Annotated in this window: 22 protein-coding genes; 8 read left to right on the forward strand and 14 right to left on the reverse strand. The window is 65.1% G+C overall.

Going from position 1 to position 24,959, the window contains the following annotated elements:
• Window positions 1-4: 4 nt before the first annotated feature.
• A complete protein-coding gene (locus RIC54_RS19135; protein ID WP_350096591.1) occupies window positions 5-958 on the forward strand; it encodes a DMT family transporter in 954 nt (317 codons plus the stop codon).
• 3 nt (window positions 959-961) lie between these two features.
• On the opposite strand, the gene RIC54_RS19140 is transcribed toward RIC54_RS19135, so the two are convergent.
• Entirely contained in the window at window positions 962-2,290 is a 1,329-nt protein-coding gene (locus RIC54_RS19140; protein ID WP_350096593.1) for a class I adenylate-forming enzyme family protein, read from the reverse strand.
• Between the two features lie 80 nt (window positions 2,291-2,370).
• Between RIC54_RS19140 and RIC54_RS19145 the strand changes: the two genes are divergently transcribed.
• The 6 genes from RIC54_RS19145 to RIC54_RS19170 all read left to right on the forward strand — a co-directional run bounded on the left by RIC54_RS19145 (window position 2,371) and on the right by RIC54_RS19170 (window position 6,914).
• Complete coding sequence (locus RIC54_RS19145) at window positions 2,371-3,192, forward strand: enoyl-CoA hydratase/isomerase family protein (RefSeq protein ID WP_350096595.1); 822 nt, start codon at window positions 2,371-2,373, stop codon at window positions 3,190-3,192.
• A 78-nt stretch (window positions 3,193-3,270) separates the two neighbouring features.
• Window positions 3,271-3,750: a peptide-methionine (S)-S-oxide reductase MsrA gene (gene msrA, locus RIC54_RS19150; protein WP_350096597.1), complete on the forward strand. Its 480-nt coding sequence runs from the start codon at window positions 3,271-3,273 to the stop codon at window positions 3,748-3,750.
• A gap of 16 nt (window positions 3,751-3,766) precedes the next feature.
• Window positions 3,767-4,504, forward strand: coding sequence for an SDR family oxidoreductase (locus RIC54_RS19155; RefSeq protein ID WP_350096599.1), 738 nt, complete (start codon window positions 3,767-3,769; stop codon window positions 4,502-4,504).
• Window positions 4,505-4,542: 38 nt separating this feature from the next.
• Entirely contained in the window at window positions 4,543-5,064 is a 522-nt protein-coding gene (locus RIC54_RS19160; protein ID WP_350096601.1) for a peroxiredoxin-like family protein, read from the forward strand.
• Window positions 5,065-5,163: 99 nt separating this feature from the next.
• Window positions 5,164-6,039, forward strand: coding sequence for an EamA family transporter (locus RIC54_RS19165; protein WP_350096603.1), 876 nt, complete (start codon window positions 5,164-5,166; stop codon window positions 6,037-6,039).
• Window positions 6,040-6,125: 86 nt separating this feature from the next.
• Window positions 6,126-6,914: an adenylate/guanylate cyclase domain-containing protein gene (locus RIC54_RS19170; RefSeq protein ID WP_350096605.1), complete on the forward strand. Its 789-nt coding sequence runs from the start codon at window positions 6,126-6,128 to the stop codon at window positions 6,912-6,914.
• Window positions 6,915-6,944: 30 nt separating this feature from the next.
• Here the strand turns inward: RIC54_RS19170 and RIC54_RS19175 are convergent, their stop codons facing one another.
• From RIC54_RS19175 to RIC54_RS19205, 7 genes are all read right to left on the reverse strand, one after another.
• Window positions 6,945-8,111, reverse strand: coding sequence for a cystathionine gamma-synthase (locus RIC54_RS19175; RefSeq protein ID WP_350151327.1), 1,167 nt, complete (start codon window positions 8,109-8,111; stop codon window positions 6,945-6,947).
• A gap of 16 nt (window positions 8,112-8,127) precedes the next feature.
• Entirely contained in the window at window positions 8,128-9,501 is a 1,374-nt protein-coding gene (locus RIC54_RS19180; RefSeq protein ID WP_350096609.1) for a pyridoxal-phosphate dependent enzyme, read from the reverse strand.
• A 106-nt stretch (window positions 9,502-9,607) separates the two neighbouring features.
• Complete coding sequence (locus RIC54_RS19185; RefSeq protein ID WP_350096611.1) at window positions 9,608-10,744, reverse strand: hypothetical protein; 1,137 nt, start codon at window positions 10,742-10,744, stop codon at window positions 9,608-9,610.
• An 87-nt stretch (window positions 10,745-10,831) separates the two neighbouring features.
• A complete protein-coding gene (locus tag RIC54_RS19190) occupies window positions 10,832-12,376 on the reverse strand; it encodes a sensor histidine kinase (protein WP_350096613.1) in 1,545 nt (514 codons plus the stop codon).
• Between the two features lie 389 nt (window positions 12,377-12,765).
• Window positions 12,766-13,929, reverse strand: coding sequence for a PAS domain-containing sensor histidine kinase (locus RIC54_RS19195; protein WP_350096615.1), 1,164 nt, complete (start codon window positions 13,927-13,929; stop codon window positions 12,766-12,768).
• A 188-nt stretch (window positions 13,930-14,117) separates the two neighbouring features.
• Window positions 14,118-16,220, reverse strand: a complete 2,103-nt coding sequence (locus RIC54_RS19200) for a methyl-accepting chemotaxis protein (RefSeq protein WP_350096617.1) — start codon at window positions 16,218-16,220, stop codon at window positions 14,118-14,120.
• 200 nt (window positions 16,221-16,420) lie between these two features.
• A complete protein-coding gene (locus tag RIC54_RS19205) occupies window positions 16,421-17,968 on the reverse strand; it encodes an acetolactate synthase large subunit (protein WP_350096619.1) in 1,548 nt (515 codons plus the stop codon).
• Between the two features lie 133 nt (window positions 17,969-18,101).
• Here RIC54_RS19205 and RIC54_RS19210 point away from each other — a divergent pair, with 133 nt between their 5' ends.
• On the forward strand, window positions 18,102-19,007 hold the full coding sequence (locus RIC54_RS19210; protein ID WP_350096621.1) for an amidohydrolase family protein: 906 nt from the start codon (window positions 18,102-18,104) through the stop codon (window positions 19,005-19,007).
• A gap of 64 nt (window positions 19,008-19,071) precedes the next feature.
• Here RIC54_RS19210 and RIC54_RS19215 read toward each other — a convergent pair whose 3' ends face one another.
• The 6 genes from RIC54_RS19215 to RIC54_RS19240 form a co-directional block, all read right to left on the reverse strand.
• Window positions 19,072-20,382 carry a TRAP transporter large permease gene (locus RIC54_RS19215; RefSeq protein ID WP_350096623.1) on the reverse strand — a complete coding sequence of 437 codons (1,311 nt, stop codon included), beginning with the start codon at window positions 20,380-20,382 and terminating at the stop codon, window positions 19,072-19,074.
• The gene (locus RIC54_RS19220) at window positions 20,379-21,041 is read right to left on the reverse strand and encodes a TRAP transporter small permease subunit (protein ID WP_350096625.1); all 663 of its coding nucleotides are present in this window, start codon (window positions 21,039-21,041) and stop codon (window positions 20,379-20,381) included. Before RIC54_RS19220 ends, RIC54_RS19215 begins: the two co-directional genes overlap by 4 nt.
• Before the next feature lie 101 nt (window positions 21,042-21,142).
• Entirely contained in the window at window positions 21,143-22,189 is a 1,047-nt protein-coding gene (locus RIC54_RS19225) for a C4-dicarboxylate TRAP transporter substrate-binding protein (protein WP_350096627.1), read from the reverse strand.
• A gap of 254 nt (window positions 22,190-22,443) precedes the next feature.
• Window positions 22,444-23,316 carry an NAD(P)-dependent oxidoreductase gene (locus RIC54_RS19230; RefSeq protein WP_350096629.1) on the reverse strand — a complete coding sequence of 291 codons (873 nt, stop codon included), beginning with the start codon at window positions 23,314-23,316 and terminating at the stop codon, window positions 22,444-22,446.
• Window positions 23,317-23,400: 84 nt separating this feature from the next.
• A complete protein-coding gene (locus tag RIC54_RS19235) occupies window positions 23,401-24,351 on the reverse strand; it encodes a S1C family serine protease (protein ID WP_350096631.1) in 951 nt (316 codons plus the stop codon).
• Window positions 24,352-24,491: 140 nt separating this feature from the next.
• The coding region (locus tag RIC54_RS19240) for a zinc-binding metallopeptidase family protein (RefSeq protein ID WP_502990180.1) at window positions 24,492-24,959 on the reverse strand (468 nt) is incomplete at its 5' end.

Raw genomic sequence — 24,959 nt, forward strand, 5'->3', positions numbered from 1 at the left:
GCCCATGTCATTGCCTACCAACACCCTGTCAGACAGGTTCAATGCCCGCCTCGCCGTTTTTCGCGCAACGTGGTCCGATCTTCCCGGAAACGTCCGCGGTTCGGTCTGGATGGTGCTGTGCTCCATCGCCTTCGCGGTCATGGCGACCTGCATCAAGCTGCTGGGCCGTGACCTGCCGGTAATCGAGATCCTGTTCTTCCGGCAGATGTTCGTGATCGTCGTGGTCTCGCCGGCCATCTGTCGGGGCTTTCCCTCGATCTTTCGCACCACCCGCCTGCCGCTGCATGTCCTGCGCGCGCTGCTGGCGGTGGTGGCGATGGTGACCGGGTTCACCGCGCTGGTGCACCTGCCGCTCGCCGAAGCCACCGCCATCAGTTTCGCCCGTACCCTGTTCACCACGATGCTGGCGGTGGTCATTCTTAAGGAGATCGTCGGCTGGCGCCGATGGTGCGCCACTCTGGTCGGGTTCGTCGGCATCCTGATCATCGTCCGGCCGTCGCCCGAGCATTTCAACGAGTACGCCCTGCTGGCGTTGATCTCGGCCTGCTTCGTGGCCGGCGTGCAGATCGTGCTGCGCACCGTGTCGCGGCTGGACCGGCCGGCCACCATCATCGCCTATCAATCGGTGTTCCTGAGCATCCTGCTGGCCGGGCCGACCATTTATCTGTGGGTGACCCCGACGTGGGAGCAATTGGCCTTCATGGCAGCCATCGGCTGCGTCATGTCGGTCGTGCAGTGGACCATGATCAAGGCCTACGCCGCCGGGGAAGCCTCGGCGATCGCACCGATGGAGTATGGACGGCTGCTGTTCGCCACCGTCGCCGGCATCCTGATTTTCGCCGAGATACCGACGATCTACACGCTGATCGGTTCCGCCCTGGTCATTGCCAGCACGCTCTATACCGTCCACCGGAACTCGATCCGCCAGAAGCCGGGCGACCCACCTGCCGCCACGTGACGATCAGCGCGCTCGCCGAGACTTCCGGAACAGGGCGCGCAGCATCCCGCGATCGGCCTTGCCGGTTCGCCCGACCGGCAGGGCCGGCACGACCAGGATCTTGCTGGGCGCCTTGTACTTTTCAGTCCGCTCCACAACCCAGCCGCGCAGGACATCCGGATCGATCTCCATGCCGGCCTGTGCAACGACGGCCGCCGCGACGGCCTCACCGGTTTCCGGGTCGGGAATGCCGGTCACAAGGACCGCAGCGACCGCCGGATGGGCGGCCAACACATCTTCAACCTCGCGCGGTGCGACCTTCAGGCCACCCTTGTTGATCATGTCGGAGGCGCGCCCGACCAGCACCGGCCGGCCGTCGGCCCGGTAGGACACGAGGTCGCCGGTGCGGAAGAACCCGTCGGAATCGAACGCCTCCGCCGTACGGCCCGGATCGTCCAGGTAGCCGGCCATCGCCCAGGGCGAGCGGATCCGCAACTCCCCGTCGTCGCCGATCCGGACGTCGATCCCGGTGGCCGGTCGTCCCAGCGATCCTGCCGCAACATCGTACACGTCCGGATCGACGAAGAAATCCGAGGTGCCGGTCTCGGTCAGTCCGTAGATGTCACCCAGCCTGGCTTCGGGCCACGCCTGCCGCAGCCGCGCGCCGAGCCCGGCCGGCAGGCTCTCTCCGCCGGCCATAACCGTCCCGCCGAAAACCGGACCGTTGTCCAGCAGCCCGCGCAGCAGCGTCGGCACAGCCGGCAGGCAGTCGATGCCGCCAGCCGAGAGCCGCTGGACGACGGCGTCGCGGGTCAGCCGCTCCGGGAAAACCACCGTGCCGTCGCGCAGCAACGTGAGCCAGGTCACCCATTGCCCGAAGCTGAAAGTGAGTTGCAGGGCCAGAAGGGTCCGCCGTCCCTGAGGCCATTTGGTCTCCTCCCCGATCGCCGCCAGCTTGCCGGCCTGCCGATCGCCCCGCAGCACCACGCCCTTGGGAGAGCCCGTCGATCCTGAGGTGAACACGACGGTCGATGCGCCATCGAGCGTCGGTGATGGTCGCAGGCGGTCCAGCATCTCACGACGCCGGACCTCGGGCGTTGCCCGATGGATCGGCACCGCGACGCCGCCTGCGCGATAGACCGACAGCATGTCGATGATATCGGTCGGACGGTTGTCCACCTCGACCGGAACCGGAGCGAAGGGTCGCAATCCCTCCGACAGCAGGGTACGGGCGCCCAGATCGGCGGCAGCAATGATCTCGCCACAGGTGATCGCTCCGTCAGGCCCGGTGATCGCCACGCCGGCCGGTCGCCGGGCAAGTGCGTCGAAAAGAGCGTCGGCCAGCGGGGTCATGCGGAAGATCCTAAGGAGACAACGCCCATCATAGGGCGCTACCGTTAGGCTAAGGGTGGAAGAAACCGGGACACAAGAGCGTGACCGCAAACAAGTCGATCCTCTACGAGACGCGGGGTCCGGTTGCCCTGATCACGCTCAACCGGCCGGAGCGGCTGAACGCGCTCGACCAGCCGATGCTGGATGCCCTGCAGGCTGCCTGCGACCAGGCCGAGGCCGACGATGCCGTCGGGGCGGTGGTCCTGACCGGCGCCGGCAAGGCGTTCTCGTCCGGATTCGACCTGCAGGCGCAAGCGGCAGCCACGCCCCAGGGCGTGGCGGAGTGGCGGCCGGTGCTGCGCCGTGATTTCGACGCCGCAATGCGGTTCTGGCACCTGCCGAAGCCGACCGTGGCCGCGGTGCACGGCCCGGCGCTGGCCGGTGCCTGCGAGATGGCGATGGCTTGCGACATCACGGTGGCAGCCGAAGACGCGGTGTTCGGCGAGCCTGAGTTGAAGTTCGGTGCCGGCATCGTGGTTATGCTTCTGCCGTGGATCGTCGGCCCGAAGCGTGCCAAGGAAATCATCCTGCTCGGGCTCGACCGGGTCACCGCCGCCGAGGCCCGGGAGATGGGGCTGATCAACCGCATCGTGCCGAATGGGCAGGACGTCGAGGAGGCGCTCGCGCTGGCTCGGCGCATGGCCGGAATGGACCGAACCCTGGTCAAAGAAACCAAACGGGCGATCAACCGGACCTATGATCTAATGGGAATGAGTGCCGCACTTGAGGCAGCACTGGACATTGACACCCTGATCGAGGGAGAAGGCATGCCGACGAAGCGGCGCTTCCTCGAGATCACTCGCTCGGACGGGCTGCGCGCAGCTATCGCCTGGCGGGACGAGCGCGCCGCCGGCGCAGAATAAAGAGGGGGCGTTGCCCCTGGAACCGACGACCGGTGAAGTACATTTACCGGACGCTACGTAAGTGAGGAGACGGCAACGATGGCCAAGGCGATGTTCGCGGCCGGATGCTTCTGGAGTTTGGAAGAGACGTTCCGGAACGTGACCGGCGTCTCCGACGTCGCCGTCGGCTACAGCGGCGGTGTCGTCGCGGATCCCACCTACGAGCAGGTATGCTCGGGCACGACCGGCCATGCCGAGGTCGTACTGATCGAGTTCGACCAGCGCAAGGTCGACTACGACGAGCTGCTGGAGGTGTTCTGGGACGCCCACGACCCGACGCAGGTGAACCGGCAGGGCGCCGATATCGGCAGCCAGTACCGTTCCGCCATCTTCACCTTTGACAGCGACCAGGAAGCGGTGGCGCGGGAGTCCAAGCACGGACACGACGCATCCGGCCGTTTCGCCCGCCCGATCGCGACCGAAATCACCCCGGCAGGCCCGTTCTGGCGCGCCGAGGAACGTCACCAGCGCTACCTCGCCAAACGCAGCGGGGCGCTGGCCGAAAAGGTCGCTCACTGAACACCGGGAGAATGCCGTGACCAAAGTTGCACTGGTAACGGGCGGATCCCGCGGAATCGGTGCAGCAACGTGCCGGCTCCTGGCACGCGACGGCTGGGACGTCGCGGTCAACTATCGCGCTGACGCTCCGGCGGCCGAAGCGGTGGTCGCCGAGATCGTCGCCATGGGACGCCGGGGGGTCGCAGTCCAGGGCGATGTCGGCAGCGAGACCGATGTGCTGGCGATGTTCGAAACGACCGAGCGCGCGCTTGGGCCGATCACCGGCTTGGTCAACAGCGCCGGCATCAGCAGCCCGAAGGGCCGGGTCGAAGCCCTGACCGTCGAGGCCATCGACACCGTGCTGCGGGTGAACGTGGTCGGCTCGATCCTGACCTGCCGCGAGGCGATCAAGCGGATGTCCACCAAGCACGGCGGCAAGGGCGGAGCGATCGTCAATGTATCGTCGGGCTCCGCCTATATCGGCAACCCCGGCAGCGGCGTGCTGTACGCGATCTCCAAGGGCGCGGTGAACTCCCTGCACGCCGGGCTCAGCCAGGAAGTGGCCGGCGAAGGCATTCGGGTAAACGCCGTGTCGCCCGGCATGACCGCCACCGACATGGTCAGCGCCGAGGCGATCGAGAAGAACCTGCCGAACATTCCGATGGGACGGGCCGGCAAGGCCGAAGAGATCGCCGAGGCCATCGTCTGGCTGATGAGCGAGAAGGCAGGCTACGTTGCCGGTGCCAACATCCGGGTGGCCGGCGGACGACTGTAAGCGCCCGCACCACTACCCGCCGCACCGGGATCGCCGCCATGTCCGAAAAGCTGTCCGCCGGCGCCGTCGTCCCGGCGATCACCTTGCCGACCGTTGCCGGAGATCCGGCCCCCATCGGTGGAACGGCGTCGCGCTGGCGGGTCGTGTTCGTCTACCGCGGCCTGCATTGCGGCGTGTGCAAGAGCTATCTGGCGCGGCTGGAAGGCCGCAGTGCCGAGTTCGAGGCCGAGGGCATCGATCTGATCGCCGTGTCAGGCGACACCCGCGAGCAGGCAGTCACGTTCGCCGAAGCCGCCGGTCTGACGATCCCAGTCGCCTACGGCCTGTCCGTCGAACAGATGCAGGCCCTGGGGCTGTACATCTCGGCCCCGTTCGTCAACACCGACGCGATCCGTCCGTTTCCCGAACCCGGGCTGTTCCTCGTCAGCCCCGAAGGCCGGGCCCACATGATCGAGATCGCCAGTTCGCCGTTCATGCGGCCGGACCTGGATCTTGTGCTGCGCGGCGCCAAGATGGCCAGAAACGACGGATACCCGGTTCGCGGCACGATGGAAGCCTGACAGGTCGGCTGCGCAGTCGACCGGCCGTTCCGGGATATTGCGGCTCGCGTTTCGCGTTTGGCCGGGCAATGATCGCCGTCCCTCCGCGAAAGCGTACCCATGCCGCTTGATGTCGCCCCGCTGGTCTACGCGCTGGTCGCCGCGCTCCTGTTCGCCCTGGGCGATCAGTGCCAGTACCTCGGGGTGCGCACGCTCGACTCGCGCAGCGGGACGATGATCTCCATCGTCACGTCGACCGCCTGCTTCTGGCTGCTGGCGCCGTTCCTGCTCGACTGGACCTACCTCGGCGCCGCCGGCATCTGGATCTTCGCCCTCATCGGCCTGTTCCGGCCGGCGTTGAGCGCCAACCTGTCGGTCGCCGGCGTGCGCTACCTGGGCCCGACGCTCTCCAGCACCCTCAGCTCGACGTCGCCGCTGTTCGGCACCGCGCTCGGCGTGCTCTGGCTCGGCGAACTGCTCACCTGGCCGGTGGCGGTGGGCACCGCCGGCATCATCGGCTCGATCGTTCTGCTTTCGCGCCGCGGCAAGACCGGCAGCGTCAACGACTGGCCGCTGTGGGCGCTCGGGTTTCCGATCGCCGCCGCCGCTATCCGCTCGCTGGCACACGTGCTTTCCAAGGTCGGGATGGTCACGGTGCCGGACGCCTACGTGGCCGGACTGGTGTCGTTCAGCGTCTCGTCGGTGCTGCTGCTGTCGATGCAGGCAGCCCGCCGGGAACGTCCTCAGATCGTGCTCGGCAGTCCGTCATTGTGGTTCGTCGGCAGCGGCGTTGCGATGGCGCTGGCAATCACGGCCCTCAACCAGGCGCTGCTGACCGGCCAGATCATCGTGGTGGTGCCGATCGTCTCGGCCGCTCCGGTGTTCACCCTGCTGCTCAGCATCGCGGTGTTTCGGCGCGAACGGCCGACGGCCCGACTGGTCGCCGCGGTCGCCGTCGTGGTGCCGTCGGTGATCCTGATCGCCCTCGGACGATAGGGTAGCGGCGTCCCGTTCAACGGCTCGACAGGGCTTCGCGACCCGGATTCCGCGTAGTACGCTCCCGTCGCTCCACAGGGTCCGCCATGCAGAATGCTGAACGCCGCCTCTCCGCGATCTTGTGTGCCGATGTGGTCGGCTACTCACGGCTCGTTCGAACGGACGAGACCGGGACGCTCGCCCGCCTGAACGAGGCCCGGTCGATCCTGCATACGGCGGTGGAAGAGAATGGCGGGCGGGTGTTCAACCTGGCCGGCGATGGCTTGCTCGCCGAGTTTCCCAGCGCCGTAGCCGCCGTGCAGGCAGCCGCCGGGAGCCAGGACCGCTTGGCGGTTTGGGCCGCGAACCAGCCCGACGAGTGCCGCATGGATCTGCGGATCGGCGTAAACCTCGCCGATGTCGTGGTCGACGGCAACGACCTGCTCGGCGACGGCGTCAATGTCGCGGCGCGGCTGCAGGCGTTGGCCGAACCAGGAGGCGTCTGCATCTCGGGGGCTGTCTACGAACAGACCCGTGGGCGCCTGGCGCTGGAGTTCATCGAATTCGACCAACAGCCGTTGAAGAACATCGCCGATCCCATCCGGGTCTATGCGCTGCGGAGCGGCGTCGACCCCTCGGTCGTGGGCAACATAGCGGTATCCGGACCAGCGACGACCGGCGGCACTCGCCGCAATCCGCGGCGCGCGCGCGTTCTGCGACGCCTCGCCGGTATTGTCGTCATCATCGCCCTCCTGCTGGTCATCAACCTGCTGACGACCCCGCACCGCATCTGGATCCACTGGCCGGCGCTCGGGATGGGTGCCGCCCTGGTCCTGTCGGAGCTGCGCCGGTGGCTTTGGGGTCACCCGTGGTTCAGCGACCGGCTGCCGGATTAGTTATCGCACCCAAATAACGTGGGGTTGGAATCAGGCCAGCGCAGCCTCCAGTTCCGCCAGCAGATCCTCGCAATCCTCGATGCCGACCGACAGGCGCACCAGCCCATCCGAGATGCCCAAAGCCTCGCGGATCTCCCGCGGCACGCTGGCATGGGTCATGATCGCCGGGTGCTCGATCAGGCTCTCGACCCCGCCCAGCGACTCCGCCAGGGCGAACAGCTCGCACCGCTCCAGGAACCGGCGGGCGTCGTCGAGGCCTCCCTTCAGGATCGCCGTGACCATGCCCCCGAAACCACTCATCTGCCGTTTGGCGAGCTCGTGCTGCGGATGGCTCGCCAGCCCCGGATAGAACACCTTCTCGATCTTCGGATGCCCCTCCAGGAACTCGGCGATCCGCTGCGCATTGGCGCAGTGCCGCTCCATCCGCACCGGAAGGGTCTTGAGCGCCCGCAGCACCAGAAAGCTGTCGAACGGCCCCGCGATCGACCCGATGGCGTTCTGCAGGAATGCCAGCTTGTCGCGAATGACGTCTCGGCCTTCGGCCACCACGGCGATGCCGCCGACCACGTCGGAATGCCCGTTCAGGTACTTGGTGGTGGAGTGCATGACGATGTCGAACCCATGGTCCAGCGGGCGCTGGACGTAGGGCGAGCAGAAGGTGTTGTCGCACACGCTGATCAGATTGTGCTTCTTGGCGATCCCGGCGATGGCGTCGAGGTCGACCAGCTTCAGCAGAGGGTTGGTCGGGCTCTCCACCCAGACCATCTTGGTATTCTCCTGGATCGCCGCCTCGAACGCCGCGGGATCGGACAGGTCGACGAAGCTGAACTGCAATCCCGACGAGCGCCGGCGTACGTTCTCGAACAGTCGGTAGGATCCACCGTACAAGTCGTCCATGGCGATCACGTGATCGCCGGAATCCAGCAGTTCCAGCAGAGTACCCATGGCGGCCAGACCACTGGCGAACGCAAAGCCGGCGTTGCCGTTCTCCAGATCGGCGACGCAGGCCTCCAGCGCGAACCGTGTCGGATTCTGGCTGCGCGAATATTCGAATCCCTTGTGCACGCCCGGGCTTTCCTGGACGTAGGTCGATGTCGCGTAGATCGGCGTCATGATGGCGCCGGTCGTCGGGTCCGGTGCCTGGCCGGCGTGGATCGCCCTGGTTGCGAAGCCGGTCCGGTTGCGGGTGTTCGCCATGCGACTCTCCGATGTGTCAGCCGAGCTTTCGGCGCAGATGGTTGATGAGATCGACCTTGGTCACCATGCCGAGGAAGGTACCCTCGCCGTCCTCGACGATCGCAACCTTGTCGGCCCTGAACAGCGGCAGCAGGGCCGAGGTATCGGCGCTGGCCGCCAGGGTGTCCAGTTTGCTGGTCATGTGGGCGTCGACGGTGTCCTGGAAGCAATCGGCGCATTCGTGCACCGCCATCAGCAGGTCTTCTTCGTCGAGCAGACCGACGATCTTCGTCCCGTCGATCACCGGCAGCTGTGAGACGTCGTTGGCCCGCATCCGGTTGTAGGCGGTGTTGATGGTGTCCTTGGGGCCGACCGAAACGATCCGGCCCTCGTCGGCCCGGCGTGTGATCAGGTCGCGCAGGTCGCCGGCGGCCGGCCGGTCGAGCAGGCCCTGATCGGCCAGCCAGGCGTCGTCGTAAGCCTTGGACAGGTATTTGTTGCCGGTATCGCACACGAAGGTGACGACCCGCAGCGGCTCGGTCTGTCGCCGGCACCAGCGCAGCGCGCCGGCCAGCAGGGTGCCGGTCGAGGTGCCGCCGAGAATGCCCTCGGTGCGCAGCAGTTCGTTGGCCGCCGCGAACGCCTCCTTGTCGGTCACTGTGACCCCGTCATCAATCACCGACAGGTCAAGGTTCGGCGGAATGAAATCCTCGCCGATGCCTTCCACCAGCCACGAGCCGCCCTCATACGTGACGCGGCCGGTCTCGACGGCACCGGCGACCACCGAGCCGGCCGGGTCGGCGACCACCACCCGCAGCTTGGGGTTCTTGGATTTCAGGTATCGCCCGGTACCGGAGATGGTGCCGCCGGAACCGACGCCCGCAACCAGCGCGTCCACCCGGCCCTCCATCTGCTCCCAGATTTCCGGACCGGTCGTGGTTTCGTGCGCCAGGGGGTTGGCCGGATTGTCGAACTGGCTGGCCCAGAATGCGCCCGGCGTCTCGGCCACGATGCGCTCGGCCATGTCCTGGTAGTACTCCGGGTGCCCCTTCGGCACGTCGGAGCGGGTCAACCTCACCTCGGCGCCGAGCGCGCGCAGATGGCGGATCTTGTCGGCGCTCATCTTGTCCGGAATCACCAAGACCAGCCGGTAGCCCTTCTGGGCAGCCACCAGCGCGAGGCCCAAACCGGTGTTGCCGGCAGTCGCCTCGACGATCACACCGCCTGGCTTCAGCCGCCCGTCCCGCTCGGCCGCCTCGATCATCGCCAGGCCGATCCGGTCCTTGATCGATCCGGCCGGGTTCTGGTTCTCCAGTTTGACGAACAACCGGCATGGGCCGGTATCCAGGCGTGTCAGTTCCAGCATCGGCGTGTTGCCGATCATCTCGAGTACGGATCTGGGGGGCGCCATGGCCGTCTCCAACGCGCGGCTGTGTCGGGACCGGGTATATGGCGATGCCGACCGGCGTCGCTAGGGACGCCGCCGCGTTACAGCCGTTCCAAGGCGCGAATTCCGGCTATGCGAGGATCTGATAGGTCAGCGACAGCAGCTGATGCAGCGGTTCGTACTTCAGCCGCTTGGTGCCCTGCCGGTCGGTCACGGCACGCCAGACCTCGTTGGCGTGGTCGAGTCGCGACTGGGAATCGCCGAGTTCGGCAAACACGTCGGACGCGTTGCCGAGAAAGGCGATGAACGGCCCCGGACTTTTCTTGTCGACGAACAGCGCCCGATAGGCGGCGTTGTATTCGTCCAGGCGAAGCTTCGCCTTGCGCCACCGATCGCGCAACGCGGTACGGGTCGCATCGCGCACTTCGTGCACCAGCTTGCGATTGGCCGACGGGATCAGGTCGATCGGCTCGGCCTCGTTGCCGAGCCACTGCGCGAACCGCCGGATGTTGGCCTCCAGCGACGCCATCCGGTAGTCGTAGTAGATCACGCCCTTCCAGGCGTACAGGGAAGCCGGTGCCTCCTCCGGATCCAGTTCCATTGCCTGGATGACCGGGCCGAGGGCCTCCATGTCCTTGGCGTCCCAAATTTTCTCGACCAGCATCCGCAGGCGCGCCTGGGCGCGGGCGGCATCCAGGCCGGCAAAGGCGAACTCCACGATCGGCCGGAATTTCAACATCACGTGGTCGCGAATCTTGCTCCACTCGTCCTGGGTGATCTCGAAATAGGCAGGATGCGGCGTGATGCCCTCGGCCAGCAGGCGATCCTTCAACAGGAACGGATCGAGCGAGGGAAGCTGGTCGAAGATCTGGATGATGTCGCGATCGCGGATGTAATCCTCAACGCCGCGCTTGCGGTCAAATCCCGCCTGGAACGCCAACGCATCGTCGAAGTTCTGGGCGCCGACAAAGATCGACTTGCCGCCCTCGTAGGCGTTCGTCTCGTTGAACGCGAAATACAACTTGGTGCCGATCCGATTGAACCGGCTCGGCAAATCCCGGCTGTCCTGCAGCACCTGCTTGATGAAGATGATCCGGTGCAGTTCGGGATGCCGGAACATGAAATCGTCGGCAGAACCTCCGGCGTCCTGCGCCAGCCGGTGCAAACGGTCGACGTGATAGACCCGCGACGAACCGGCGTTCAGTTCGGTCGCAAGGTGCAGTGCCGAGAGTTTGTCGGAATCGACTAGCTTGGAAGAGTCGAGCATGTTCGGTCGCGTCGGTGGTGGGCCGGGCGACTCTAGCATACGTCGGTAGCGTACCTAGCCGGAAACCTCCGGCTGCGGGGCAGGCTGCTAAGCGCAGACCGCGGTGCAGTCTTCTGCGCTTTGAGGCCGCTGCCACGCCCCGCTGAACGGCACCCTTTCAACCGGAAACACCAAACGAACCGTCGTACCCTCGCTCACCCGACTGGCAATCGACATCGTGCCGCTATGGCGTTCCATCAGTCCCTTGGTGATGGCGAGCCCGAGCCCGGTGCCGCCCTGGCGGCTCACGCTGATATCCTCGTCGAGGTTGAACGGCTCGGTGACCAGGGCCAGACGCTCGCGTGGAATTCCCCCACCGGAATCCCGCACGGTTAGAATCAGATCCCCCTCCTTACCGGGCTCGGCGGTCAGGGTGATCCGCCCTCCCGGGGGCGTGTGCTTGATAGCGTTCGACAACAGGTTCAGCAGCATCTGCCGTACCGACCGGCGATCGGCGATGAGAACCGTCGGCCCCGTTGCCTGCAATGCACACGTCAAACCGCTTTCGTCCAACAAGCGCTGCACCGTCCGGCGCGATTGATCGAGAATGCCCGCAACATCGATATAGTCGTCGTGCAGCGTTACTTTATCCATTTCGATACGGGAATAGTCCAGAATATCGTTTATGACATCCAGCAAATGAAGACCGCTGTCATTTATATCTGTCGCGTACTCACGGTACTTCGAATTACCGATCGCCCCCCACATTTCATCCCGAATGAGCTCCGACATGCCAATGATTGCATTCAGAGGAGTGCGAAGTTCGTGGCTGACATTGGCGAGAAACCGGGTCTTGCTCTCGCTCCCCTGCTTGGCGGCAAGTTGCGCTTCAACAAGTTCCTGTTCACGCGCCTTGTGCGGCGTGATGTCGCGAAAGAACCCCACCAAGGTCGGCGCTCCATCAATCTGCGTCATGCCCGATGTGATTTCAACCGGCACCAACCGGCCATCCCGGCGCCGAATCGTCGCGTTGGGCGTGTGTGCCCGCCCGGCAGCCTGGGTGCGCTCCACGCACCATCCATCCTGTTTGTCCTGATCCCACGCGCGCAGCTCTTTCTTGTGAATCCCGATCAATGCTGAGCTATCGCATCCGAACAACACACCAGCCTGATCGTTGGCGTCCAGGATCGACCCGGTGACCGCGTCCGCCAACAGGACCGCATCCGCACAGGTCTCCAGGATCACACGATGCCGTTCCTCGAGCACCCGCAGGCGAGCATCAGCACGCGCACGCTCGGTCACGTCCCGGACCAGGGCCAAAAGAATCTGTCCGCCATTGAACGATGTCTTGGAAATTGAAACCTCGGCGTCGAACTCGTTGCCGTCCTTACGCCGGCCGGTCACACCTCCGCGTTCCTGCATCATCCGGCTTGACTGCGCCGACTGGCGAAATCCCTCGACGTCGGCCTCGTGCCGGTCGCGATGCGCATGCGGGATCAGGATGTCGAGCGACTGCCCGAGCATCTCGGCTGCGGAATATCCGAACATCCGCTCCGCAGAACCGTTCACGAACACAATCGTCGACGAGTCATTGACCCCGACGACCCCTTCGTCCAGGGAATGAAGAAACACCAGATCGCGATTCTGCTGCATTACCGGCCTCCGTCGCCCTGAGCGTACGTTTAGACGGCGCACTGCCATCCGGTGGCCAACGATCCCTTTGCAGAGAACGTCAGAGTTTTCGATCTCATTAAAATAATCAAAATTCGACCTCAAGTTCTATAAAACAAAAACTATCAATTATCTTGCAACCATGAGATCTACAATAAATCTAACAATCATTAATACGTAACCGTTATTCAATTTAACTTTATCGATGACTAATATTGCCATCTGGTTAATACTATATCAACCAATTTTACCTAAGTAATTTTACGTACGAACCCCAAGCTATCGATTCTTACCGATAGCTGCCTTGAAACGCAGCAAGAACGATTGTCATGCAAGGGGTTGCGGCGCGCTGAGCAAACCGACGGAGCGCGTCAGCCGAAAGACACTCGGTCAGGCGGGAGTGACAACCGAACCGAAGTGCCAGAGCCTTCACTGCTGTCGATTGAGATCTGTCCGCCATGGCGCTCGAGAAGCCGCTTGGTAATCGCCAGACCGAGGCCGGCCCCGCCCTGCCTGGTCACACTGATTTCCTCGTCGACGTTGAACGGCTCGGTGATCCACTCGAGCCGCTCGGCAGGGATGCCACGGCCCGTGTCTTCAACGACGATTGCCAGCCCGCCCTGCCCGTCCGCATTGGAGGCCATCGTGACCCGCCCGCCGGGCGGGGTGTGCTTGATGGCGTTCGACAGCAAGTTCAGCAGCATCTGGCGCATTGCCCGGCGGTCGGCGATCAAGACGGGAGCGCCGCTCACGCGGACTATGCAGGTCAGGTCGCCTTCCTCCAGAAGCCCTGCGACGGTGCGGCGGCTCTGCTCGAGCAGGTCAGTGACCTCGATGCGTTCATCGCGGAGCGTCACCTTGCCCATTTCGACCCGGGAGAAGTCCAGGATGTCGTTGATGAGGTCCAGAAGGTGCAGGCCGCTGTCGTTGATGTCGCCCGCGTACTCCGCGTATTTCGGGTGGCCGACCGGGCCCCACAGTTCGCTGCGGATCAGTTCCGACATGCCGATGATCGCGTTCAGCGGGGTCCGCAGCTCGTGGCTCATATTGGCGAGAAAGCGGGTCTTGCTGTCGCTGGCGGCCCGGGCGGCCTCCCGCGCGGCGATCAGTTCGAACTCACGCGCCTTGCGGTGACTGATATCCCGGTAGAACCCGACCAAAGTGAGCGTGCCGTCGATCTCGATCGTCCGGGCGGTGATCTCGACGGACGACACCGTGCCGTCCCGCCGCTGAATCACGACGTCAGGAAGCAGCATGCGTCCAGCGTTGCGCGCGTTTCGAAAATCCCAACGGTAGCGGTCACGTTGCGACGGCGGGTGCAGCTCACTTTGATGCATCCCCACCAGCTCCGAAGCGTCGCAGGCAAACAGCGCCCCCGCCCGATCATTGGCTTCCACGATGATGCCGGTCTCGGCATTCGCCAGAACGATGGCGTCGCCGCTGGTCTCCAGGATCGCACGATGCTTCTCCTCGGCGATCCGCGCGGACCCCGTTCGATCGTCGCCCTGGAGCAGAAACCGGCGCGCCTCGTTCACAGGGCCCGCCATCCGACCGCCGGCGTTCCGCCGAGGAAACCGGCCACGCCGGCAGGAACGGTATCAGCGCGCCCGCGACTCGATTTACGGATTTCAAGCACTCACGGGGTCTCCGTCACAAAGGTCCCGCATGCGCGGACGCGCCACTTTGAAGGACAAATCTTAACAATCGTTTCAAAGCACCTGCCTCACGCCGTCCGGACCCGGGCGATGAACGCCTCCACTTCGTCAGCCAGTTTCTGGGCATCACGGGCCAACCCGCCCGACGCCTGCAAGACCTGCGCCGCCGCCGTACCGGTATCGCGCGACGCGGCACTGAGGCCGGTGGTGTTACGGGACACTTCCTCGGTTCCGGTCGACGCTTCCTGGACGTTCCGAGAAATTTCGTTGGTCGCGGCGTTCTGCTGTTCGACCGCCGCAGCGATCGACGCGGTGGTCTCGTTGACCTCTCCGATGGTCTGAGCGATCGCCCGAATCGATCCAGCCGCGTCGCCAGTCGCAATCTGGATGCCGGTGATCTGCTCGGAGATCTCGCTGGTCGCCTTCGCAACCTGACCGGCCAGTGACTTGACCTCGCCGGCCACAACCGCGAAGCCCTTGCCGGCATCGCCGGCACGGGCCGCCTCGATCGTGGCGTTCAGCGCCAGCAGGTTGGTCTGGGCCGCAATGTCCTGGATCATCGAGATCACGTCACCGATCTTTCGTGCGGCCTCGACCAGCCCTTCGACCTGGACGTTTGTTGCCTGCGCCTTCTCGACCGCGTCGGTCGCGATTCGCCTGGACTCACTTGCCTGCCGGCCAATCTCTGCGATCGATGCCGACAGTTCCTCCGAGGCGGTCGCGACGGTCTGCACGTTGCTGGACGCCTCGCTCGCCGCAGCGGCAACCGCTGCCGCCTGATTGTTGGTCTGCTCCGCCGTCGTCGACATCGTGCCGGCGGTCGACTGGAGTTCATCGACCGCACGCGCCACGGCCCCGACAACCGCCTTGACGCTGGCCTCGAAGCCATCGGCGAGGTCGCTCATCGCGCGTCGCTTGTCGTCTTCGGCCTGCTGCGCGGCAGCCTGCTGCTGCTGTTCCAGTCGGCGTACTTCGCGGGCGTTCTCGCGGAACACGAGGACCGCGCGGGACATCTCGGCGATCTCGTCGGCACCCTTGCCGTCGGGCAGGTCGACATCCAGGTTGCCATCCAGCAACGCGCGCATGCCGTTCGTGAGGCGTTGAACCGGTCCGACCACTCGGCCAAGCACGATCCAGAACGCCAGTGCCGTCAGCCCCAGCGCGGCGACGAGGATCGAACCGTTCACCACCATCGACGAGACGCCGTCGCCATGCGACTGCCGAGCCAGGCGGGCGGTGGCCTCGCTGGCGGCGTCGACCATGGCGAGCAGACTGTCCCCGGCGGCGTTGGCCTCCTGCATCCACACGGGTCCCTTGATTGGATAGATCGGTCCCTTCCGGCCGGCTGCGTACACCTGCTCGCGAACGCTCTGAAACCGCCCGAAGTAGGTTGCCTTGACCTTGTCGGCCGCCGCGACGATCTCCGGGGCGGCAAGTTCCTTGGCGAGATAGGCCTCGACACCGGACCAGGCGGATTCGGCGCTGCTGCGCAACTCGGCAAGGCGCTGCAGCACCTGTGGCGACATGGCCGAACCGGCAGAAACCAGTTCGCCGACGATCACCCGCTCGCGCCCGGCGGACTCGCTGATCATCCAGACCGACTGCTTGACCTCCTGAGCCAGCAGAATGCGCGTGTGAATCGTCGGCGGAAGGTACTGTGCGGCCGAGCGAAGCGCCTGCGCGTCCATGATGGCCGCGGTGGCGGTCGGCACCCACAGCTTTGCGCCGTCGGCGCTGCGGGCGATCTTCGGCTTGGTGAAATCGTCGTCGACTTTCGCCCGGAGTTCGACGAGCTTCATGTGGGATGCCCGGACAGCGGCAATCAACGCGTCACGGTTGCGGAAGTCGGCACCGGCCTCGATGCTGGCCAGGGCCTTCTCGAAGGTTTCATCGGCGGCACGGCGCTGTTCGGCGATCGCCGACTGCGCCTTTTCGTCCGGTGAGTTCCAGCCCGCAAGCGCCGTATTGGTCGCATCCCTCTCGGCCGCCCAACCGCCGGCCGCTGACTGCAACAAATCGGCGACCTGATTGCTTTCGACAATCTGGACCGACTGCTGCATGTCGTTCCATGAGCGGAAACTGCCGATACCGGCCAGCGCAATCACCCCGACCGACAGCAACCCGGTTACGGCCAACAGACCGGTCCGGATCGTCACATTGATAGCAACCATGCCACACATCCCCCTGAGGCTTTGTTTTGCAACAAACCGGGCGACGGTGGCAGAGATTTCTTAATATTTTATTCCAAAAAATGAAGCGTTTCCGCCATTCCCTGACTAAGCAAGATCAATTCCGAGACTATTCGACACATCCGTTCCCCTGGGTCACTGGAATGCATCATCTGCCATCGCAGTCGGCCACCCCCACCCGATCAGGCCATCCACGCCTCGATCAGGTGCGGTCCAGGCTCCGCGATCGCCCGGGCCAACGCATCGTTGAATGCCTCGGCCGTATCGACCCGGACGCCGGCGACACCCATTCCCTTGCCCAATGCAACCCAATCCAGCTCCGGCCGATCCAAGGTCAGCATGTCGATGGCCTTGCGACCGGGGTTCTGGGCGCCGACGTTGGTGAGTTCGTGCCGAAGAATGGCGTAGGAGCGATTGGCGAAAATGATGTTCACCACGTCGCAACCCTCGCGCGCCTGCGTCCACAACGCCTGCAGCGTGTACATGCCCGACCCGTCGCCTTCGGTGCAGATCACCTTGCGGTCCGGACAGGCGATCGCAGCCCCGGTGGCATACGGCAGGCCGAGGCCGATCGAACCGCCGGTCAGGGCCAACCAGTCGTGCGGGGCCGAACCCGCGGTGAACGGCATGAAGCCGCGTCCGGACGTCACGCTTTCATCCGCGATGATCGCGTTCTCCGGCATCAACCGGCCGAGGGCCGCCGCCACCGCTTCCGGCGTGAGCGCCCCGGTCGCCAACTCCGGCCGCTCCGCCTTCTGAAGCACCGGCTTGGCGTTCCAGGCATCGAGTTCGTCGCACAGCGCGGTCAGCACCGCGAGATGATCATCCCCGATCTCGGCCAGCGTGTGGACGGCGCAACCCTCAGGGGTCAGCAGGCTCGGCTTGTTGGGATAGGCGAAGAACGCCACGGGTACCTTGGTGCCCAGCAGGACCAGTTGCTCGACGCTGGCCAACTGCTTCAGCGCGATGTCCACCGGATACTGGATGCGCTCGATGGACACCCGCCCGGCGCCGCGCTGCCAGCGGCCATTGGACGTCTGGCAGGACAGCCGGCAGCCGGTCTTCGCGGCGATCCGTCCCGCAATCTCCAGCGTATCGGCCCGCAGTGACCGGCCGGACATGTGCAGCAGCGCCTTACCGCCGGCCGTCAGCGCCTTGGCAGCGGCGCGCACTGCATCCGGATCCGGGCCCGGAAGAGCCGCCCGCGCGATCGCAGCGACCGGCCCGTTCGACTCATCCCACGCGGTATTGGCCGGCAGGATCAGGGTGGCGATCTGGCCAGGAGGCCCCATGGATGCGGCGACCGCGGCGGCACCGTCGCCGGCAACGTCCTTGGCACTGCGCGAGGTCTTGACCCAGCCGGACACCGGGCGGGCGATCCCCTCGATGTCGGCGGTCAGCGGCGCATCGTATTCGATATGGTAGGTCGCGTGCTCGCCGACGATGTTGACCACCGGCGTGAACGCCTTCTTGGCGTTGTGCAGGTTGGCAAGCCCGTTCCCCAGGCCGGGTCCCAGGTGCAGCAGGGTCGACGCCGGCTTGTCGGCCATCCGGCCATAGCCGTCGGCCATGCCGGTTACGACACCCTCGAACAGGCCAAGCACGCAGCGCATGCCGTCGACCCGGTCGAGAGCGGCGACAAAATGCATCTCCGACGTGCCGGGGTTGGTGAAGCAGACGTCGACGCCGGATGCCACCAGCGTGCGCACAAGGGATTCCGCGCCGTTCATGAGGATCGCCTTAGAGGATGAGACCGAAGACGCCGGATCATGGCCGCTGATTGACAGCAGAACAAGACCGCGCGCTTGCCAAAAGACCGTTCGGGCGTGCTTCAATCGATCCTGACCGCATCCGGAGGGCACCGTGACCGACGCCGAACTGCCGATCATCGACGCGCACCATCACTTCTGGGAACTCGGACACGGTCGGCACCCGTGGCTTGAGGATCACGTCGTCCCGTTCCGATACGGCGACTACTCGGCGATCCGGAAGAACTACCTCGTCGAGGACTTCCGGCGGGACCACGGGACTCACAACGTCGTCAAGTCGGTGCACATGGAGGCCGAATGGGATCCTCGGGACCCGGTGGCGGAGACCCGGTGGCTGCACGAGGTGCATGACCAGACCGGTTGGCCGCACGCGATGGTGGGGCAGGCCTGGTTCGCCCGGCCCGATATCGCGACCGTGCTGGCCGGCCATGCCGCCTTTCCGCTGATCCGGTCGGTCCGCCAGAAGCCGACGGCTGCGGCCTCGCCCGACACCGCGCTTGCCGGCGCGCCCGGTTCGATGGCCGATCCGGCGTTCCGAGCCGGATACCGCCTGCTGGCCAAGCATGGCCTGCACTATGATCTGCAAACCCCTTGGTGGCATCTGGGCGAGGCCGCCGACCTGGCTCGGGATTTCCCGGACACCCTGATCATCCTCAACCACACCGGCCTGCCGGCCGACCGCTCGGCCGCCGGGCTGGCTGGCTGGAGAGCCGGCATGGCGGCGTTCGCCGACCGACCGAACGCCGCGGTCAAGATCTCGGGCATCGGCGTGCCGGGCAAGGCCTGGAGCGCCGACCTGCAGGGCGGCATCGTGCTGGAGACGATCCGGCTGTTCGGCGCCGATCGCTGCATGGTCGCCAGCAACTTCCCGGTCGACTCGCTCTGCTCCAGCTATGACGAGATTCTTTCCGGACTTAAGGCGATCACGTCAGTGCTGCCGCCCCCCGAGCGGCGGGCGGTCTTCCACGACACGGCCATGAGGATCTATCGGCCGATCTGATCCTTCAACCGAAGGGCCGCACCTGCGGGTCGGCGGTGCACCGACCCGCAGTGACACCGCGACGTCAGTTCAGCAGCGTCTTCGGCAGCCAGGTGATGATCTCCGGCCAGATCATGAACACCGCCACTGTGATGAAATCGGCAATCACGAACGGTCCGACGCCGCGGAACACCGTCGACACCGGGATGTCCGGACGCACCGCCGCCACAACGAAGCAGTTCAGGCCGATCGGCGGCGTCACCAGGCACACCTCGGCCATCTTCACGACGATGATGCCGAACCAGATCGAGTCGTAGCCGAGCGCCATCACTGCCGGGTACACGACCGGCAGCGTGAGGAGCAGCATGCCGATCGCGTCCATGAACATGCCGAGGATCGCGTAGGCGATCAGGATGCAGACCATCACGACCCACGGCTCGAACGGCAGCGAGACGATGAAGTTGCTGAACTGCTCCGGCAGCCCGGCAAAGCCGAGGAACCGAACGAACACCAGCACGCCCCAGATCAGGCTGAAGATCATGACCGTCAGCTTGGCGGTGTCGAGCAGCGTCTCCTTCAGCGCCGGCCAACGCATGCCCTTGGCGAACGCCATCAGGAACACCACGAACGCGCCCAGCGCGCCGGCCTCGGTCGGCGTCGCCCAGCCGTAGTACATGGCGCTGAAGATGATGATGACGACGGCGAGCACCGGGAACGTCCCCGGAACCGCCTTGATGCGGTCGGTCCAGGTGTAGCCGTGGATCGCCGGACCGACCTTCGGATCGATCTTGGCCCAGATCAGGATGATCGCCACGTAGATCAGTGCCGAAACCAACCCCGGAATGAACCCGGCAAGCAGCAGTTGGCCGACCGACTCCTCGACGATGATCGCGTAGATCACCAGGATGGCGCTCGGCGGAATCAGGGTCGCCAGGGTGCCGCCGGCGGCGACCACACCGGCGGCAATTCGCCGGGAGTACCCGGCGGCAAGCATCTCCGGAATGGCAACCCGCGCGAACACCGCGGCCGTCGCCGTTGACGCTCCCGACACGGCGGCGAAGCCGGCGGTCGCCATGACCGAGGCCACCGCCAACCCGCCCGGCAGCCAGCCGAGCCACTTGCGCGCGGCGTCGAACAGTGCGGCGGTGATCCCGGCGTGAAACGCCAGATAGCCGATGAGGATGAACATCGGCAGTACGGATAGAGTGTAGGTAACCGATTTCGAGTGGGGGATCGTCCCGACGATTCCGGCACCGGCCTCCCAGCCAATGATCGCGACCAGTCCGAGAAGCCCGACGACCGATGCCGCCAGATAGACCCGGACCCCGATCAGAATCAGGGTCAGCAGGGCGCCAACGCCGATCAGCCCGATGGTGTCGTTGCTGAGTTCGGTCACGCGCCGGTCCTCCGTTCGGTTCCGTCTTCATCGTCGGCAATGACGCCCGCTTCGGCCGCCTCCTCCTTCGCTAGTTCACGGACATCGGCGATCAGCGGAACCGCAATCGGCTCGGCATGCGAGTGGAGGAACAGCCGCACATACCCGACCAGATTGAGGGCCAGTCGCAGGAACAGCATTCCGAACGCGAACGGGATCAACATCTTCGACGGCCACCACGGGATCTGGGCGTCGATCGTGGAGTCGCCGTATTCGTAGGCCCGCATGGCGTGGTCCCAGCCGAAGTAGATCAGCACGGCGAGGACGAACAGGCCGAGCACCTGGCCGGCCGCCTCGGCCAGCCACAACGGCTTGCCCTTCAGCTTGCCGACGAAAAGCTCCATGCGAACGTGGCCGTTCACCCGTTCGCAATAGGCGATCGCCAGGAACGCGAAGACCGCAATCGACATCTCGACGGCATCGATGTAGCCGAAGATCGGCATGTTGAAGAGCTTGCGTCCGAGGATCTGGCTGACGCCGACCAGCATCAAAATGAAGATGAAGATGCCGGACGCGATGGCCGTGAAGCGTTCGATTGATCCAAGGATGCGGTCGAACCGGTCGATCGTGCGACCGCCTCCGACCTCCATCTCGGGAGTCCAGGCCACGGGCTGGGTCATGTCCTAAGCCCTTTCAGTTGCGGTTGGATGCGTGATGCCGGATCGCAAGCAAAGAAGGGCCGTGCGGTCCGCACGGCCCTTCCCCGATTTCAGCCGCGGGCCTACTTCTTGGCGGCGAGGGCCTTGTCGGCTTCTGCAACGATGAAGTCGAGAAGAGCCTGGGCGTCGAACTTGTCCTTGTTCTCCGCCACCCACTGGTCCCACACCGGCTGGCCGGCAACCTTGCGGAACTCCTTGAGCTGATCGTCGGTGTAGACGATCTCCTTCAGCTTGGCCTTGAACATCGGCAGGTTCTTCTCGTCGATGTCGTGATAGGCCTTGATCTGGACCTTGTAGGCGGCGGGCTTCAGGTCCATCAGCAGCTTCTGGTACTGCGGCGGCAGCTTGGCGTAGGCGTCCTTGTTGATGACGGCCGCACACTCCGCCGTGCCCGGCGACATGTTCGATGTGAACCAGTCGCTGATCTCATGGATTTTGTAGGCGGCGTGCGAATAGGTGTACGGGAAGGAGGCCGCATCCATCGTGCCGCGCTCCATACCGGTGTAAACCTCGGTCGCCGGAACGGTGGTCAGGGTCGAGCCCAGTTTCTCCATCGCGGTACCGATGCCACCGCCGGCCCGGACCCGCTTGCCCGACCAACCCGCCAGGGTCGTCGGCGCGTCGCCCCGCCCGAGGAACTCGTACTGCGGCAGCAGTGCCGAGAAGTACGGCATGGCGTTCCAATTCGCCATGTCGGCGACGAACGTCGGATGGCCCATCGCGGCTTCGCGCACCTTCTGCGAGACCTCGAGATCGCCAAGCGGCAGGAACGGCATGGTCATGACCATCCACGCCGGGTTCTTGCCCGGGTGGTAGAAGTTGCAGAACTGCGCGGCCTGGAAGGCGCCGATCTTGATCCCGTCAAGATTCTCCCGTGCCTTCGACAGCGCTTCGCCGTAGTGGATCTTCATGGTGAAGTTACCGCCGGTCTTCTCGGCGAGCTGGGCAGCGATGTACTCGATACCCACGGTGAAGGCGCGCTCCTTACCCCAGGTCGACAGGTTCCAGGAGACCTTCGGGCCCTCGACCTCGGCAGCCTGCACGGTGGCGAGGCTGAAGGTGCAGGCTCCGGCAATCATAGCGACGCGAGCAAGCGTCCTGAGCGTCATAATGTCCTCCGCTGTAACTTTTCTTGTGCATCCCGACACTCGCCAAGGCGAGCGGGCTCGATCAATAAGCAGATCCGTCGCGCCCCACCGCGACCTCCCATCGTGCCACTGAATGGCACCTCCCCCACCGACGGCACACCGCCGGAGATCTTCCCGAAGTGTGACCGGCCCGGCCCGGAACGACAAGTCACCGCGCCGAACCGTACCGGCCAACTGTGTATACAATCATATCGGCGCGAGGCAAACGCTGCCTGTCACACCGGTTCGCCGGTGAACAGCTTGAGGACCGCGATCCCGTCCAGGTCTTCGTGCCCCCGGGCCGCCATCAGGCGGAACAGTTCGGCGGCCTGAGTCGACATGGGAATCGCCGCCTTCACGTCATGCGCAAGATCATGAACCATGTCGAGGTCCTTGAGTACCTGACGAAGATAGCCGGCCGGCTCGAAATCCCGCGCGATCATCCGTGGCCACATCGCCCGCATGAGGTTGGACCCGGCGTAGCCGCTGCCCAGCGCGTCCACCAATTTCCCGGTATCGACGCCGCCGCGTTCCGCGAGGTTCAGGGCCTCCGCCAGCACCACGAAGTTGGTCAGCACGCACACCTGGTTGACCATCTTGGTCACCTGCCCGGCGCCCACGGCCCCCACATGAACCAGGCTGGCGGCAAGCCCGTCCAGCACCGGACGGACCCTGGCAATGTCGGCATCGTCGCCACCGGCCATGATGGCAAGCTTGCCCGCTGTGGCCGCCGGCGGGCCACCGGACACCGGTGCATCGACCCAGCCGGCACCGGTCGCCGTTCTCAGGCGTTGCGCCATGTCGGTCGTGCGCGCCACGACGGTTGTCGAGAAGTCCACCAGCACGGCGTCACGGGCGATCGTCTCTGCCGCGCCGCTCGCGCCGAAGACCGCCTGTTCGAGATTGTCGGTCGTTGTTACGCAGGTCAGGACCAGATCGGCGCCGTCCGCCGCCTGCGCAGGGGAGTCAGCAGGCGACACGCCCCATTCGGACGCGCCCAGACGCCGCTCCTGGCGCGGATCGAAGCCCTTGACCTCGTGCCCGAGTTCGATCAACCGACGGGTGAAGCCTTCGCCCATCAGGCCAAGGCCAAGAAATCCGATGCGCATCGTCCACTCCCTGAGAGGTTTGCCAGCTGAGACGTTTGCCAGGGAGCCTACGACGATGCGCCTTGCTGCATAAACCGGTCTTGCTCAGTGCAGCTTGGGGCCTTTCAGCAGATCGCGGCGGGCGATCGACTCGACGGTCAGTTCCAGCAGTTCTCCGTCACGCGCCACGGTCAGTGGAACCGACACCCCCGCCGGACCGACAGCCCAGACTTGCCGCAGGAAATCAGCAAGGCTGGCCACCGGTCGCCCGTCGACCTTCGCAATGCCGTCGCCGACCTGGACGTCGGCCTGATCGGCGGGCCCGCCGTCAGTGAGGCCCGCAACCACCAGCCGGTTTTCCACCTCGGTACCGTACAGCCCCAGCCATGGTCGGGCCGGTCGGCTTGAGCGCCCATAGGTCGTCAGGTCATCAAAGATCGGCTTCAGAAGGTCGATCGGAACGACCATGTTTCCGTCGACCGGCTGGCCGCCGCCCTGCGATTGCTGGATGAACAGCGAACCGATGCCCAACAGCCGTCCATCGGCGCCGATCATCGCGCTGCCGCCCCAGTTCGAATGGGCCGGCGCGGTGAAGATCGCCTCGTCGATCAGGTACTCCCAGTAGCCGGCGAACTCGCGCACACCGATGACCTGGGCCTTTACGATTGAGCGGCGGCCGCCGTGACCGGCGAGCACCACCGCGTCGCCCTCCCGGACGGCGGAAGAGTCGCCCAACTCCATCGCCGGGAGATCCAGCGCACCGAGCGCCTGGACCAGGCCGAACCCGGTCTCCTGGTCGTAGCCCAGCACCATGCCCGACACCGCCCGGCCGCGATTGTCGGTTATCCAGATCGTCTCGGCCTCGGTGACCAGATAACCGATGGTCAGGATCAGCCCGTCTTCGCGGATGACCACGCCGTTCCCCGATCGTTCGGTGCCGAGCAGCGAAGCGGTGAACGCGTCTTCCGGAATCAGGGTTTTCAACCCGACGACTGACGACAACGCCTTGTTGAGGTCATAGGCCAGATGTTCCTGCCGCGGATCATGTTCCGACATGGCTTTCCGTCTTTTGCCGGTTTCGGTCCAAACACGCGCTGGGGGACGTTCGGACCGCGCCACCCAAACGCCACAATGAGCTTAGCACGCCCAATGGACTTGCGCGCGGTCTCTGGCTGCACGTCGTTGGAAAGACGGCGCTACTCCTGAGCGTCCGGGAAGCCGTCGATCGGGCCAAGATCGACCTCGTCGCGCGGAACGACCGGCGGGCTCATGACATACACCGCCACCAGCCGCGCCAACGCGGTCAGCGAATCGATGTGCACCCGTTCCCAGCCATGACTGGCATCGAGACCGAAGGCGACCAGTGCCGTGCGGATATCGTTGCCGGCCTCGATCGCCGACGCCGCGTCGCAACGGTAATGCTTGAACACATCGCGCTTGTGATCGATCCCGTAGCGTCGCGCCAGATCGATCAGCCCGTGCGTCAGGTGGTAGTCGAACGGGCCGGTCATATCGCCCATCGCGACGGTGACGCCGTACTCCGACGAGTTCTGTCCGGGCGCGACCGTGGCGTTGTCGACGGCCAGCAGTTCCGCCACATCGCCGTGCAGCACCGCCGACGCACCAGAGCCGGTCTCCTCGGAGATCGTGAACAGGAAATGACA

Source organism: Thalassobaculum sp. (genome assembly GCF_040219215.1).
GTDB lineage: Bacteria > Pseudomonadota > Alphaproteobacteria > Thalassobaculales > Thalassobaculaceae > Thalassobaculum_A.

Coding starts and splice junctions, on each gene's coding strand:
- RIC54_RS19135 (WP_350096591.1), top strand. CDS start 5: ATGTCATTGCCTACCAACACCCTGTCAGACAGGTTCAATGCCCGCCTC.
- RIC54_RS19140 (WP_350096593.1), bottom strand. CDS start 2,290: ATGACCCCGCTGGCCGACGCTCTTTTCGACGCACTTGCCCGGCGACCG.
- msrA (WP_350096597.1), top strand. CDS start 3,271: ATGGCCAAGGCGATGTTCGCGGCCGGATGCTTCTGGAGTTTGGAAGAG.
- RIC54_RS19160 (WP_350096601.1), top strand. CDS start 4,543: ATGTCCGAAAAGCTGTCCGCCGGCGCCGTCGTCCCGGCGATCACCTTG.
- RIC54_RS19165 (WP_350096603.1), top strand. CDS start 5,164: ATGCCGCTTGATGTCGCCCCGCTGGTCTACGCGCTGGTCGCCGCGCTC.
- RIC54_RS19170 (WP_350096605.1), top strand. CDS start 6,126: ATGCAGAATGCTGAACGCCGCCTCTCCGCGATCTTGTGTGCCGATGTG.
- RIC54_RS19175 (WP_350151327.1), bottom strand. CDS start 8,111: ATGGCGAACACCCGCAACCGGACCGGCTTCGCAACCAGGGCGATCCAC.
- RIC54_RS19180 (WP_350096609.1), bottom strand. CDS start 9,501: ATGGCGCCCCCCAGATCCGTACTCGAGATGATCGGCAACACGCCGATG.
- RIC54_RS19185 (WP_350096611.1), bottom strand. CDS start 10,744: ATGCTCGACTCTTCCAAGCTAGTCGATTCCGACAAACTCTCGGCACTG.
- RIC54_RS19190 (WP_350096613.1), bottom strand. CDS start 12,376: ATGCAGCAGAATCGCGATCTGGTGTTTCTTCATTCCCTGGACGAAGGG.
- RIC54_RS19200 (WP_350096617.1), bottom strand. CDS start 16,220: ATGGTTGCTATCAATGTGACGATCCGGACCGGTCTGTTGGCCGTAACC.
- RIC54_RS19205 (WP_350096619.1), bottom strand. CDS start 17,968: ATGAACGGCGCGGAATCCCTTGTGCGCACGCTGGTGGCATCCGGCGTC.
- RIC54_RS19220 (WP_350096625.1), bottom strand. CDS start 21,041: ATGACCCAGCCCGTGGCCTGGACTCCCGAGATGGAGGTCGGAGGCGGT.
- RIC54_RS19225 (WP_350096627.1), bottom strand. CDS start 22,189: ATGACGCTCAGGACGCTTGCTCGCGTCGCTATGATTGCCGGAGCCTGC.
- RIC54_RS19230 (WP_350096629.1), bottom strand. CDS start 23,316: ATGCGCATCGGATTTCTTGGCCTTGGCCTGATGGGCGAAGGCTTCACC.
- RIC54_RS19235 (WP_350096631.1), bottom strand. CDS start 24,351: ATGTCGGAACATGATCCGCGGCAGGAACATCTGGCCTATGACCTCAAC.